The organism is Rhizobium sp. NFACC06-2, assembly GCF_900101425.1.
Lineage (GTDB): Bacteria > Pseudomonadota > Alphaproteobacteria > Rhizobiales > Rhizobiaceae > Agrobacterium > Agrobacterium leguminum.
In genome coordinates this window covers 211,531-224,996 of the sequence record NZ_FMVA01000011.1, presented here as the reverse complement: position 1 = coordinate 224,996, position 13,466 = coordinate 211,531, and the positions used below count along the sequence as shown (strand labels likewise).

General features: G+C 60.8%; 7 protein-coding genes and 1 pseudogene. 2 read left to right on the top strand and 6 right to left on the bottom strand.

Features of this window, described 5'->3' with window-relative positions; genetic code table 11:
• Nucleotides 1-2 precede the first annotated feature (2 nt).
• Complete coding sequence (locus F3H58_RS19145; RefSeq protein WP_149742865.1) at nucleotides 3-959, bottom strand: IS481 family transposase; 957 nt, start codon at nucleotides 957-959, stop codon at nucleotides 3-5.
• 72 nt (nucleotides 960-1,031) lie between these two features.
• Here F3H58_RS19145 and F3H58_RS19140 point away from each other — a divergent pair.
• Nucleotides 1,032-1,481: pseudogene (locus F3H58_RS19140) on the top strand (sensor histidine kinase); the annotation flags it as partial.
• Nucleotides 1,482-1,565: 84 nt separating this feature from the next.
• On the opposite strand, the gene F3H58_RS19135 reads toward F3H58_RS19140, so the two are convergent.
• Both F3H58_RS19135 and gltB read right to left on the bottom strand, forming a co-directional pair.
• On the bottom strand, nucleotides 1,566-3,020 hold the full coding sequence (locus F3H58_RS19135) for a glutamate synthase subunit beta (protein ID WP_065656528.1): 1,455 nt from the start codon (nucleotides 3,018-3,020) through the stop codon (nucleotides 1,566-1,568).
• Nucleotides 3,021-3,201: 181 nt separating this feature from the next.
• Nucleotides 3,202-7,947 carry a glutamate synthase large subunit gene (gltB, locus tag F3H58_RS19130; protein ID WP_149743323.1) on the bottom strand — a complete coding sequence of 1,582 codons (4,746 nt, stop codon included), beginning with the start codon at nucleotides 7,945-7,947 and terminating at the stop codon, nucleotides 3,202-3,204.
• A 372-nt stretch (nucleotides 7,948-8,319) separates the two neighbouring features.
• Between gltB and F3H58_RS19125 the strand changes: the two genes are divergently transcribed.
• Nucleotides 8,320-9,372, top strand: coding sequence for a threonine aldolase family protein (locus F3H58_RS19125; RefSeq protein WP_149743322.1), 1,053 nt, complete (start codon nucleotides 8,320-8,322; stop codon nucleotides 9,370-9,372).
• Nucleotides 9,373-9,402: 30 nt separating this feature from the next.
• Here the strand turns inward: F3H58_RS19125 and F3H58_RS19120 are convergent, their stop codons facing one another.
• Genes F3H58_RS19120 through kdpC form a run of 3 tightly spaced genes read right to left on the bottom strand, consistent with a single transcriptional unit; the run spans nucleotide 9,403 to nucleotide 13,464 of the window.
• Nucleotides 9,403-10,092, bottom strand: a complete 690-nt coding sequence (locus F3H58_RS19120) for a response regulator transcription factor (RefSeq protein ID WP_149743321.1) — start codon at nucleotides 10,090-10,092, stop codon at nucleotides 9,403-9,405.
• Between the two features lie 48 nt (nucleotides 10,093-10,140).
• Nucleotides 10,141-12,843, bottom strand: coding sequence for a DUF4118 domain-containing protein (locus F3H58_RS19115; RefSeq protein WP_149743320.1), 2,703 nt, complete (start codon nucleotides 12,841-12,843; stop codon nucleotides 10,141-10,143).
• A gap of 54 nt (nucleotides 12,844-12,897) precedes the next feature.
• Entirely contained in the window at nucleotides 12,898-13,464 is a 567-nt protein-coding gene (gene kdpC, locus F3H58_RS19110; protein ID WP_149743319.1) for a potassium-transporting ATPase subunit KdpC, read from the bottom strand.
• Between the last annotated feature and the right edge of the window lie 2 nt (nucleotides 13,465-13,466).

The window sequence follows — 13,466 nt, the reverse complement described above, 5'->3', positions numbered from 1 at the left end:
CTCTAGTTGTGGAACCTCAACAGGTTGTCCCGGTTGAGGCCGAGGCGACTGATTGGTGTTTTTGATTTTATCCCGCCATGAGGGCGATGCCAATTGTACATGTGCGTCCAGTTTGGCAGGTGCGTTTTGCGTATCTCTGATGATGGATATGGACGTGCATACGCCCACTCCCGCAAGGCGGTCTGAATGAAGCGCTCGGCCTTGCCGTTGGTTTTTGGCGTGTAAGGTCTGGTTCGAATGTGCTTGAGGCCGAGTGCTCGGCAGGCTTTGGCAAACTCCTTTGCGACATAGCAGGAGCCGTTGTCGGTCATCACCCGCGTAACCGTGACGCCGAGGCTTTCGTAATAACCAACGGCTGCCTTGAGGAATACGATGGCGCTGACGGCTTTTTCGTCTGGGAAGATGTCGGTGAAGGCAATGCGAGAAGCATCATCGATGCAGACGTGGACGTATTCCCAGCCCACTCCGCGTGAGTTGCTTTGGCCCGTCCTGTCACCTGTGATCCGGTGACCGATGCGCTCGAAACGGCCAAGGCGCTTGATGTCGAGATGGATCAGGCCACCCGGCTCGGCATATTCGTAGCGCATGACAGGTTCCGCCGGAACGATATCCTTCATCCGGGATAGACCAGCCCGCCTGAGAACGCGGCTGACGGTGGCGGGAGATACGCCGGTCTCCATGGCAATGTGCTTGCCGGTCAGGCGTTGTCTGCGAAGATGGAGGATCCGTTCGATAACGCCGCCATTCGTCTGTCTCGGACTGCTGGCAGGTCGCGATGAGCGATCCATCATCGCCGCCCGGCCCAATGCTTTGAACCGTTCCGCCCAGCGAGAAACGATCTTCAGCGAAACACCGTAGAGCAGGGCCGCCTGGGCTTTCGAAAGCTTGCCGCCAAGAACAGCGGCAGCCATTTCTTCTCGACGCAATGGCGTCAGTCGGGCATTCTTATGGATGTTCATTCGGGGCGATCCTGGATGACTGAGGTGTGGTAACTCCAGTCTCCTAAATCCGCTCCGAATGGACAACCTAATGAAAGCTCACATCTAGTCCCGCTTGATCTTGTCACGCTGTGCAGATCGGTCGTCGCCGATATGGCCCCGCTCGCCATATCACAGGGATATGCGCTGTCCTTCGAACCGGAGGAGGAGCCTATCCTCGCCCTTGCCGACGACGCTTCGTTGCAGCGCGCCCTGATGAACATCGTGCAAAACGCCATCGAACATGGCGGCAATCGCGGCACGATCACGATAAGGGTGGCTGCAAACCGGGTGATCGAGATAGCCGATGAGGGCAATGGCATTCCCGAGGAGGACCGGGAACTGGTTTTCGATGCCTTCCACCGCCTGCGACCGAAAGATCGCGGCACCGGGCTCGGGCTCAACCTCGTGCAGGAAATCGTCCGTTATCACGGCGGGGAGATCACCATCAGCGACGCTTCCACCGGTGGTGCGTGCTTTTGTGTCATTCTTCCCTATTGCTGAAGAAGGAGCCCTCATTTTCGCAGCCAAAAGAAAAGGCCTGTTGTGTTTGCAACAGGCCTTTCCGGTTCGCATTACCGTCGGTGCTTAGCGCGGAAGAACGGTCGCACCCATCAGCGCTTCATCGATCGCGCGCGCCGCCTGACGGCCTTCGCGGATCGCCCAGACCACCAGCGACTGGCCACGGCGTACGTCGCCCGCCGCCCACAGCTTGTCGACCGAGGTTTTGTAGTCCGTTTCGTTGGCGATCACATTGGTGGAACCGCGACGGTCGGTGTTGAGCGTCAGCTTGCCTTCCATTTCCTTCAGCACGCTGTCCGTGAAGGGACCGGAAAAGCCGATGGCGATGAAGGCGAGATCGGCCTTGATGATGAATTCCGTGCCGGCAATCGGCTTGCGGCGGTCATCCACCTGGCAGCACTTCACGCCGGTCAACACGCCGTCTTCGCCAACGAATTCGAGCGTCGCCACTTGGAACTCGCGGATGGCGCCTTCGGCCTGCGAGGACGAGGTGCGCATCTTGGTCGCCCAGAAGGGCCAGACCGCCAGCTTGTCTTCCTTTTCCGGCGGCATCGGGCGGATGTCGAGCTGTGTGACCTTCACCGCACCCTGACGGAAAGCCGTACCGACGCAGTCGGATGCGGTATCGCCGCCGCCGACAACGACGACATGCTTGCCGCCGGCAAGAATCGGATCGGCCGGCCAGCCGACGCTATCGATATTTTCGCGACCGACGCGGCGGTTCTGCTGCACGAGATAGGGCATGGCATCATAAACGCCATGCAGATCGGCGCCGCCGATACCGGCCGGGCGCGGGGTTTCCGAACCGCCGCAATAAAGCACGGCATCGTGGTCGGCCAGAAGCGCCTCAACCGTTACATCGACGCCGACATTGACGCCGCAATGGAAGGTGACGCCTTCACCCTTGATCTGCTCGACACGGCGGTCGATGAAGTTCTTCTCCATCTTGAAGTCCGGAATACCGTATCGCAGCAGGCCGCCTGGCTTGGATTCGCGCTCATAGACATGAACCTCGTGGCCGGCGCGGCCGAGCTGCTGCGCAGCCGCCATGCCCGAAGGACCGGAACCGATGATGGCAACCTTCTTGCCGGTGTGGATCGTCGCCGGCTTCGGCACGATGAAGCCCAACTCATAGGCCTTGTCGGCAATCGCCTGCTCGACAGTCTTGATGGCGACCGGCGCATCCTCGAGGTTCAGCGTGCAAGCCTCCTCACAAGGCGCGGGACAGACGCGGCCGGTAAATTCCGGGAAGTTGTTGGTGGAATGGAGGTTGCGGATCGCCTCTTCCCAATTGTTGTTATAGACCAGATCGTTCCAGTCGGGGATCTGGTTGTGCACGGGACAGCCGGTCGGGCCATGACAATAGGGAATGCCGCAATCCATGCAGCGCGCCGCCTGCTTCTGCACCTCGGCATCCGACATCGGAATGGTGAATTCGCGGAAATGGCGGATACGATCCGATGCGGGCTGATACTTGCCCACCTGCCGGTCGATCTCCAGAAAACCTGTAACCTTGCCCACGTTTATGTCCTCACATCAAAGCGGAGCGCCTGTCGGGCCCCAGTACCAGTAAGCGAAACCAAAAGTCGCCCCCAGCACGATGAACTCAAATCCGGTCTCGCCGCTCGTCCAGGTGATCGCCGTGGAACGGCGACCGCGATCATCAGCGAGACCAGTTGGTGTAGTATCCTCACGCGGCGGATTACTCCGCCGCCACGCCCATGCGCATGCGCTCCATTTCCTCAAGCGCACGCCGGTATTCGACCGGCATGACCTTGCGGAATTTCGGACGGAACTCGCTCCAGCGGTCGAGTATATCCTTGGCGCGCGACGAGTTCGTGTAATGGAAGTGGTTCGAGATCAGCTGGTAGAGACGCTCCTCGTCGTGGCGCGTCATGTCCTCGGAAACGTCCACGCGTCCCTTGTGCATGAGGTCACCGCCGTGATGGTGCAGCTTCTCCAGCATGTCGTCCTCTTCCGGAACCGGCTCCAGCTCGACCATCGCCATGTTGCAGCGTGTGGCGAAATCGCCCTTCTCGTCGAGAACATAAGCAACGCCGCCGGACATGCCGGCCGCGAAGTTGCGGCCCGTTTCACCGAGAACGACGACGATGCCGCCGGTCATGTATTCGCAACCGTGGTCGCCGACACCTTCGACAACCGCGACCGCGCCGGAGTTACGCACCGCGAAACGCTCGCCAGCCACGCCACGGAAATAGCACTCGCCGGTGATCGCGCCGTAAAGAACGGTATTACCGACGATGATCGAGTTTTCCGCGACGATACGGGTGTTTTCCGGCGGACGCACGATGATGCGGCCACCCGAAAGGCCCTTGCCGACATAGTCGTTGCCGTCACCCACCAGATCGAAGGTGATGCCGCGGGCGAGGAACGCGCCGAAAGACTGGCCCGCCGTACCCTTGAGGGTGACGTGGATCGTGTCGTCTTTCAGGCCCTTGTGACCCCAGCGCTTGGCAAGCGCACCCGACAGCATGGCGCCGGCAGAACGGTCGACGTTCTTGATCGGCACTTCGAAGACCACGGGCTCGCGGTTTTCCAGCGACGGCAGGGACTTTTCGATCAGCTTGCGGTCGAGAATGTCGTCGATCGGATGCTTCTGGCGTTCGGTCCAGAACGTCGCTTCCTTGGGTGCCTCGACCTTGTGGAAGATGCGGCTGAAATCCAGCCCCTTGGCCTTCCAGTGCGCCAGCATCTCATCCTTCTCCAGCAGCTCGGAAGCGCCGATGATCTCGTCCAGCCTGGTAACGCCAAGCGAAGCGAGGATTTCGCGCACTTCTTCGGCCACGAAGAAGAAGTAGTTGATGACGTGTTCCGGCGTGCCCTTGAAGCGCTTGCGCAGAACCGGGTCCTGCGTGGCGACGCCCACCGGGCAGGTGTTGAGATGGCACTTGCGCATCATGATGCAGCCGGCCGCAATCAGCGGCGCGGTGGCAAAGCCAAATTCATCCGCACCGAGCAGCGCGCCGATGATGACGTCGCGGCCGGTCTTCAGACCGCCATCCACCTGCAGGGCAACGCGCGAGCGAAGACCGTTCAGCACCAGCGTCTGCTGGGTTTCGGCAAGACCGATTTCCCATGGGGAACCGGCGTGCTTCAGCGAGGTGAGCGGCGAAGCACCCGTACCGCCATCGAAACCGGCAACGGTGATATGGTCGGCGCGCGCCTTGGCGACACCGGCCGCAACCGTGCCGACACCGACTTCCGACACCAGCTTCACCGAAACATCGGCTTCAGGGTTGACGTTCTTCAGGTCGTAGATCAGCTGCGCCAAATCTTCGATGGAGTAGATATCGTGATGCGGCGGCGGCGAAATGAGGCCGACGCCCGGCGTCGAATGCCGGGTTTTGGCAACCGTCGCATCCACCTTATGGCCGGGCAGCTGGCCGCCTTCGCCGGGCTTGGCACCCTGTGCCACCTTGATCTGCAGCATATCGGCATTGACGAGATATTCGGTCGTTACACCGAAGCGTCCGGAAGCGATCTGCTTGATGGCGGAGCGTTCCGGGTTCGGCTTACCGTTCAACAGCGGCATGTAACGGTCGGATTCTTCGCCGCCTTCACCCGTGTTGGACTTGCCGCCGATACGGTTCATGGCGATCGCAAGCGTGGTATGCGCCTCACGGCTGATCGAGCCGAAGGACATCGCCCCGGTCGAGAAACGCTTGACGATATCAGCCGCCGGTTCGACCTCATCGATGGAGACCGGCTTGCGACCGAGTGCTTCCGCCGACTTGACCTTGAACAGGCCGCGAATGGTGTTCATCCGCAGCGCCGTCTCATTCACCATGCCGGCGAATTCGCGGTAGCGATCCTGGCTGTTGCCGCGCACGGCGTGCTGCAGCGAGGCGACGGCATCCGGCGTCCAGGCGTGGCTTTCGCCGCGCATGCGATAGGCGTATTCGCCGCCAATATCGAGCGTGTTGGCGAGGATCGGGTCCTTGCCAAAGGCCGCTGTGTGACGTGCCACGGTTTCTTCGGCAATCTCAGTCAGGCCGACACCTTCGATGGAGGTGGCAGTGCCGAAGAAATACTTCTCGACGAATTCCGAGGAAAGGCCGATGGCGTCGAAAATCTGCGCGCCGCAATAGGACTGGTAGGTGGAAATACCCATCTTGGACATGACCTTGAGGATGCCCTTACCCACAGCCTTGATGTAGCGATAGACCACTTCATCGTCGGAGACTTCCTTCGGGAAGGCGCCGTGCTTGTGCATGTCGAGCAGCGTGTCGAAGGCGAGATACGGGTTGATCGCCTCGGCACCATAACCGGCCAGCAGACAGAAATGGTGGATTTCGCGCGGCTCACCGGTTTCCACGACGAGGCCGACCGAGGTGCGCAGACCCTTGCGGATCAGGTGATGGTGCACAGCGGCGGTCGCCAGAAGGGCGGGGATCGCGATACGGTCCGGACCAAGCTGGCGGTCGGAGAGAACGATGATGTTATAACCGCCGCGAACGGCCGATTCCGCACGCTCGCACAGGCGGTCGAGCATTTCAGGCATGCCTTCGGCACCGCGCTCCACATCATAGGTGAAGTCGAGCGTCTTGGTGTCGAAACGGTCTTCCGTGTGGCCGATGGAGCGGATCTTTTCCAGATCGCCATTGGTCAGGATCGGCTGGCGCACTTCCAGACGCTTGGCGCGGGCGGCACCTTCATGGTCGAGAATGTTCGGGCGCGGACCGATGAAGGACACGAGGCTCATGACGAGCTCTTCGCGGATCGGATCGATCGGCGGGTTGGTGACCTGGGCGAAGTTCTGCTTGAAATAGGTGTAAAGCAGCTTCGACTTTTCCGACATGGCCGAGATCGGCGTATCCGTGCCCATTGAGCCGATGGCTTCCTGACCGGTCGTCGCCATGGGCGACATCAGGAGCTTGGTATCTTCGCTGGTGTAGCCGAAGGCCTGCTGACGGTCGAGCAGCGACACATCGCGGCGCAGCGCGCGCGGTTCAACCGGCTTCAGCTCTTCGAGGATGAGCTGCGTGCGGTCGAGCCAGGTGCGGTAGGGGTGCTTGGCGGCAAGCTCGTGCTTGACTTCCTCGTCGGAAACGATGGAGCCCTTTTCCATATCAATCAGCAGCATCTTGCCGGGCTGCAAGCGCCACTTCTTGACGATGCGCTCTTCCGGCACCGGCAGCGTGCCTGCTTCCGACGCCATGATGATACGGTCGTCATCGGTGACGAGGTAACGCGCCGGACGCAGGCCGTTGCGGTCGAGCGTCGCGCCGATCTGCTTGCCATCGGTGAAGGCGACGGCGGCCGGGCCGTCCCACGGCTCCATCAGCGCTGCGTGATATTCGTAGAACGCCTTGCGTTCGGCCGACATGGACTGGTTGCCGGCCCAGGCCTCCGGGATCAGCATCATCACGGCATGGGCCATGGAGTAACCGCCGCGCACGAGGAATTCGAGCGCGTTGTCGAAGCAGGCCGTATCCGACTGGCCTTCATAGGAGATCGGCCAGAGCTTGGAGATATCGTCGCCAAACAGCACCGAGGAAACCGACGCCTGGCGCGCCGCCATCCAGTTGACGTTGCCGCGCAGCGTGTTGATTTCGCCGTTATGGGCGACCATGCGGTAGGGATGCGCCAGCTTCCAGGACGGGAAGGTGTTGGTCGAAAAACGCTGGTGCACGAGGGCGACGGCGGATTCGAAACGCGGATCGGCAAGATCCTTGTAATAAGCGCCCACCTGATAGGCGAGGAACATGCCCTTGTAAACGATGGTCGAGGAGGAGAGGGAAACGGGATAGAAATCCTGCGTTTCCTTGCCGCCGCCCTCGTCATAGATGCGGTTGGACAGTACCTTGCGGATCAGGAACAGCTTGCGCTCGAAATCGGCATTGCTCGCGGCATCGCGGCCGGCGCCGATGAAGACCTGCACGTGGTGCGGTTCGGTCGCTGCGATATCCGGCGCCTTGGAGAGCGAGGAATTGTCGACCGGCACATCGCGGAAACCGAGGAACTGCTGCCCCTCTTCGCCGATGACGTCGACGATGACCTTCTTGTAATGCTCGATACGGGAAGGATCGCGCGGCATAAAGATGTGGCCAACGGCATATTCGCCGGCCTTCGGCAGGGTAACGCCCTGCGCCGCCATTTCCTCACGGAAGAAGCGGTCGGGAATCTGCACGAGAATGCCCGCACCATCGCCCATCAGCGGATCTGCGCCGACGGCGCCGCGATGCGTCAGGTTCTCGAGAATGAACAGGCCGTCCTTGACGATCTGGTGCGACTTGACGCCCTTCATATGGGCAACGAAGCCGACGCCGCAGGCATCATGTTCATTGGCCGGATCGTAAAGACCCTGCCTTTCCGGCAAACCGCCCGCGAAACGCGCTTTCGCAGAAACGGGTGCGGCCGCAGCCGCGGTGGGACAGTCAGTGGTCAGGGTGGCGGCGGCGATTTCCGCCTGCGGCTTGTTCGTCATTTTTGTCCCTCCTGCAAAATTACTTGCATGGTTTCATGCGAAGATCCGGCTCGACACGAATTTTCGCTTCCCGCAAAATCCGCATTCAATCCGGCTCGACCAAATTTAGGACAGCAAAGCTGTCTCAATTCAAGAGGATTTTGGCAGAAACAGGCGAATTTAGCAAGGGTGCGAATCCAATTAGTGAAAGCCCCATTTTGCAGCGAAGTTTCGATACTGACCTATTGCGCGAAACTTTCTTATCGCAAGACCTGCGGAGCCATTGCTTTCATTGCCGGATTTGCCAATCGCAATCTTAGGTCATAGAACTTTGCCGTTCATCGCGCCACGCATTCCCAAACCAGAACCCCAGCCATCGGAAAGCCTTCAGAGATGTTTTTTGCTTCAGACAATTGGGCCGGCGCCCACCCTGCCGTCAACGAACGGCTTTCGCGGGAATCCACGCGCTTTGCCGCCGCCTACGGCACCAGCGAACTCGATCTCTCCATCGAAAAGCGCTTCAACGAGATTTTCGAGCGCGAGGTCGCGGTGTTTTTCGTCGCCACCGGCACGGCTGCCAATTCGCTTTCGCTGGCCAGCATCGCTCGCGCCGGCGGCCTGACCTTCTGTCACTCCGAAGCGCATGTGATCGAGGACGAGTGCGGCGCGCCGGATTTCTTTTCCGGCATGCGCATGGTCGCCGTCGAGGGACCGAACGGCAAGATGCTGCCGGAGAACCTCATCGAGCGCATTGCGCGTTATCCGCAGGATGCCGTGCATCACGGCCGGGCCGCAGCCATCACCATGACGCAGGCGACCGAGGCCGGCACCGTCTATACGCTCGACGAAATCGACGCGATATCGAAGATCGCCAAGGAAAACGGCCTGCCGCTGCATATGGACGGCGCGCGCTTTGCCAATGCGCTTTCCGCCCTCGGCACCACGCCGGCCGAAATGACCTGGAAACGCGGCGTCGACGTCCTGTCTTTCGGCGGCACGAAAAATGGCTGCTGGTGTGCGGAAGCCATCGTCTTCTTCGATCCCTCGCTCGCCCGGGATTTTTCCTTCCTGCGCAAGCGCACCGCCCAGCTTTTTTCCAAGTCGCGCTTCATCGCCGCGCAGTTCGAGGCCTATCTGCAGGACGACCTGTGGCTTGGTCTCGCCAGCCACGCCAACGCCATGGCCAATCGCCTGCGCGCCGGTTTCGCTTCGCTGAACAGCGCCCGCCTTGCCTGGCCGACCGAGGCCAATGAAGTTTTCGCCATTCTGCCAAAAGCCGCCGCAGAAGCCGCCACGGCAAAGGGTGCGAAGTTCTATGACTGGCTGGAGCCGCGCGACATGCCGGAAAAGGTCGGCAAGGACGAAGTGCTGATCCGTATGGTCACCAGCTTTGCGACAACCGAGGCCGATGTCGACGAATTCCTGTCGATCTGCGCCGCCGTTTAAACTATCGGAGGGCGTCGCCTTGCGGCGCCCTCATACCTCCTGCAGCCGGTAGCCGACCCCGGTTTCCGTCAGAATATAGCGCGGCTGATCCGGGATTTTTTCGATCTTCTGGCGAAGCTGGCGCACATAGACCCGTAAATATTGCACGTCGGTCAGTTCGTCCCATACATGCTCCAGCAGGAAACGGTGCGTCAGCACCTTGCCGGCATGCTGCACCAGAACCCGCAGAATGTCATACTCCTTGGGCGAGAGCTTCACCTCCCGGTCCTCCACCTTGACGATGCGCCGGACCAGATCGACAGAAAGATCGCCGGTCTGGAACACCGGCCTCTCCCCCTGGCTTTGCAGACGATGGCGCAGGGCGACGCGGATGCGGGCGACGAGTTCGTTCATGCCGAAAGGCTTGGTAATGTAGTCATCGGCCCCCAGTTCCAGCGCCCTGACGATGCCCGCCTCATCCGTACGGCTGGAGAGGATGATGACCGGCAGCGCCAGCCCTTCGCCGCGCCATTTCGCCAGAAGATCATGCCCCGACATATCCGGCAGGCCGAGATCGAGAACGACGAGATCGGGCTCGTCCTCACTAACCAGCTCCATGGCGACCTTCGCATTCATCGCCTCGCTCACCGCATATTCCTGGGTCGACAGCCCTACGCGCAAAAGCTTGCGGATCGGCGGTTCGTCGTCGACGATCAGAATACGAACGGCGGAATTGGTCATTCCCGATCTCCTTCAGCGGCATGGCTGCTTGTCGCCGGCAATCGCGCCTTAATCATGGTCTATCACCGGCGCATCGGCCGGAACCGGCAGACTGACGGTAAACTGCGCACCGGTGCGGCCCGACCTGTTTTCCGCGCGGATCGAACCGCCCATGGCCTCGATAAACCCCTTGCAGATGGATAGCCCCAGGCCCGTTCCGGCCTGCACATGGTCCGTCTTGCGCACCCGGTAAAAACTGTCAAACACCCGCTCCGCATCGTCGGGTGGAATACCCGGCCCCGCATCGGCCACGGAGAGGAAGATATTCTTGCCCTGCCGCCAGCCGCGAATCTCGATAGCGGTATGTTCGGGAGCGTATTTGGCGGCATTGTCGATGAGATTGAATAGAACCTGTTCGAAAAGCACAGGGTCGACCTTCAGCATCGGCAGGTCGGAGGGAATATCCAGAACGATCTCATGCCTGACGACGATTTTCGCTGCGCGCGAAAGTGCGGTTCCGACCATGTCGCCCACGAAATGCAGACCGTAATTCGGCTCCATCGCGCCCGAACCGATCCGCGTCATATCAAGAAGATTAGAGATGAACCGGTTCAGCCGCTCGGATTCCTCGATGATCGTCGAAAGCAGTTCGGCGCGCGCATCCGGCGGGATGTCCTCGGCGAAATCCTTCAGCGTTCCGGCCGAGCCCAGAATGGCCGCAAGCGGCGTTTTAAGGTCGTGGGAGATGGATGTCAGGAGCGCGGTGCGCAGCCGGTCGGTTTCCGCCGCAAGCCTTGCCCGGTCGACATCCGAGACGAGTTGAATACGCTCGATGGCGAGCGCCGCCTGATCGGCCAGGGCATCGAACAGCCGCTGCTGTTCCGGTGTCAAAAGCGGGCCGAGCCGGTCATCGTCCAGCCCCACCACGCCGACGGCGCCGCTGCCGGTGCGCAGGGGCAGATAAAGCCGTTTGGCGCCGGGCAGCGTATCCGCGCCCCTGCCCGCCGCCTTGTTATGTTCCCAGGCCCATTGCGCCGCGGCAATATCGGCATCCACCAGCGTATCGTCCGGCGGATACCCCGCCTTGACCGTGATCGTATTGTTTTCCGGTAAGAGAAGAACGATCCGCACCTTCAGCATCGAGGCCATCTGGAAAGCGGCCGCCCACAGCACATCGTCCAGCGTTCCCGTCACCGAAAGCTTCTTCGAGAACAGATATAAATCTTCCGTCGTTCGCGCCCTTGCCCGCGCGGCGGAGGCCTGCCGTTGCACGGCCGCCGTGAGATTGGAGGCGACAAGCGCCACGCCGAGATAAAACAGCAGCGCCACGACACTTTCCGGATCGCGAACGGTCAGGGTGTAACGCGGCTCAAGGAAGAAAAAATTGAATGCAAAAGCGCCGAGCAGGGAAGCATAAAGCGCTGGCCCCAGCCCGCCGCGCACGGCGGCGGCGAGAACCGCCATCAGGAACACCAGCGCCAGATTTCGAACATCGAGCGTCTGGTCGAGCACGATGCCGGCCACGATTGCCAAGCCGACGAACAGGGTGCTGCTAAGATAAGGCCGTATAGAACGATGCGATTGCGCCGAGGCCGGCTTTGCGGCCTGGCCCAACTTCTCTTCTTTTTTGTCGCCGGAAATGACGTGTACGCTGATATCGCCCGCATGGTCGATCAGATCATGCGTCAGCGAGCGCTGAAAAATCCGCTGCCACCAGGATTTTCGCGGGCGGCCGATGATGATGTGGGTGAAATTATTGGCGTTGGCATAGGAGATGATCTCCCGTGTCAGGTCGAGCGCCGGCAGGGTCACCGTCTCGCCGCCAAGCTGCTGGGCAAGCCGCATCGTGCCGGCCAGCCGGTCCTTCTCCGCCTCCGACAATTGCTGCGAACGCGGCGTATCGAGATGCAGCGCCGTCCAGGGCGCCCGCAGCCGATCCGCCTGCCGGCGAGCATAACGCACCAGACCCGGGCCATTGCCGCCATGATCGAGACAGACCAGAACCCTGTCTCCTGCCGCCCATGGGCCGGAAATGGCATGGGATTGCATGTGGTTGAGCAATTGCTCGTCCACACGTTGCGCCGTGCGACGCAGTGCGAGTTCGCGCAACGCCGTCAGGTTGCCCCGGGAGAAATAATTCTCGATGGCACGCCGGGCGGTACGCGGCAGGTAAACCTTGCCGTCTTGCAGCCGCTTGATCAGGTCATCGGGGGTGATATCGATGATTTCGACGTCGTCGGCCCGGTCGATGATGCTGTCCGGCACAGTTTCGCGCACGCGGATGCGGGTGATCTGCGCCACCACATCGTTCAGGCTTTCGACATGCTGGATGTTCAGCGTCGTATAGACATCGATGCCCTGCGCAAGGATTTCCTGAACATCCATGTAGCGCTTGGGATGGCGGCTGCCGGCGGCATTCGTATGGGCGAGTTCATCGACCAGAACCAGAGCGGGGCGACGGGCGAGGATGGCGTCGATATCCATCTCCTCCAGCACCTGACCGCGATACTCGATGCGCTTGCGCGGGATCACGCTCAACCCTTCGACCAACGCCTCGGTTTCCCGGCGACCGTGGGTTTCCACGACACCGATAACCGTATCGACACCATCCGCGAGCTTCGCTCGGCCGGACATCAGCATTTCATATGTCTTGCCGACACCGGGTGCAGCGCCTAAAAAAATCTTCAGCCGGCCTCTTGCCTCGCGCTGGGCATTTTCCAGCAGCGCATCGGGCGACGGTCGGCTCGGCATATCGCTCATATCGTCAGGCATTTAACCACCAGTGGTCGAGGCTATGGCTTCCAAAGAAGCCATAGCCATTTCAGTTCATGAGCCGGCTGCGTCAAGTGCCATATTGAGTGCCAACACATTTACAACGGGCTCGCCCATGAAGCCGAGTTCCGGCGCTTCGACATGACGCTCGACGAGGGCACGCAACGCGGTTTCATCCATGCCCCTTGCCTTGGCGACGCGCGGCACCTGGAAATAGGCAGCCTCCGGCGAGACATGCGGATCAAGACCGCTGCCTGATGCCGTCACCAGATCGACCGGAACTCCGGCGGCCGGGTTTTCGGCCTTTGCGGCCTCATAATCCGTTTTCACCCGGTCGATGAGCTTGGCACTCGTCGGGCCCAGATTGGAGCCGGACGATGAGGCGGCATTATACCCGTCGCCGGCGGCGGAGGGGCGTCCGTGAAAATAGGTCTCACCGGTAAAGGCTTGACCGATCAATTGCGAGCCGACCACCTTGCCATCCTTCTCGATCAGGCTGCCCTTGGCCTGAACGGGAAAGAGCGCCTGCGCCAGACCCGTCATGCCCAGCGGATAGGCAAGGCCGGTGATGGCAGTGGTGGCGAGGATGAGCACCAGTGCGGGACGAAGCTGTTTGAACATTG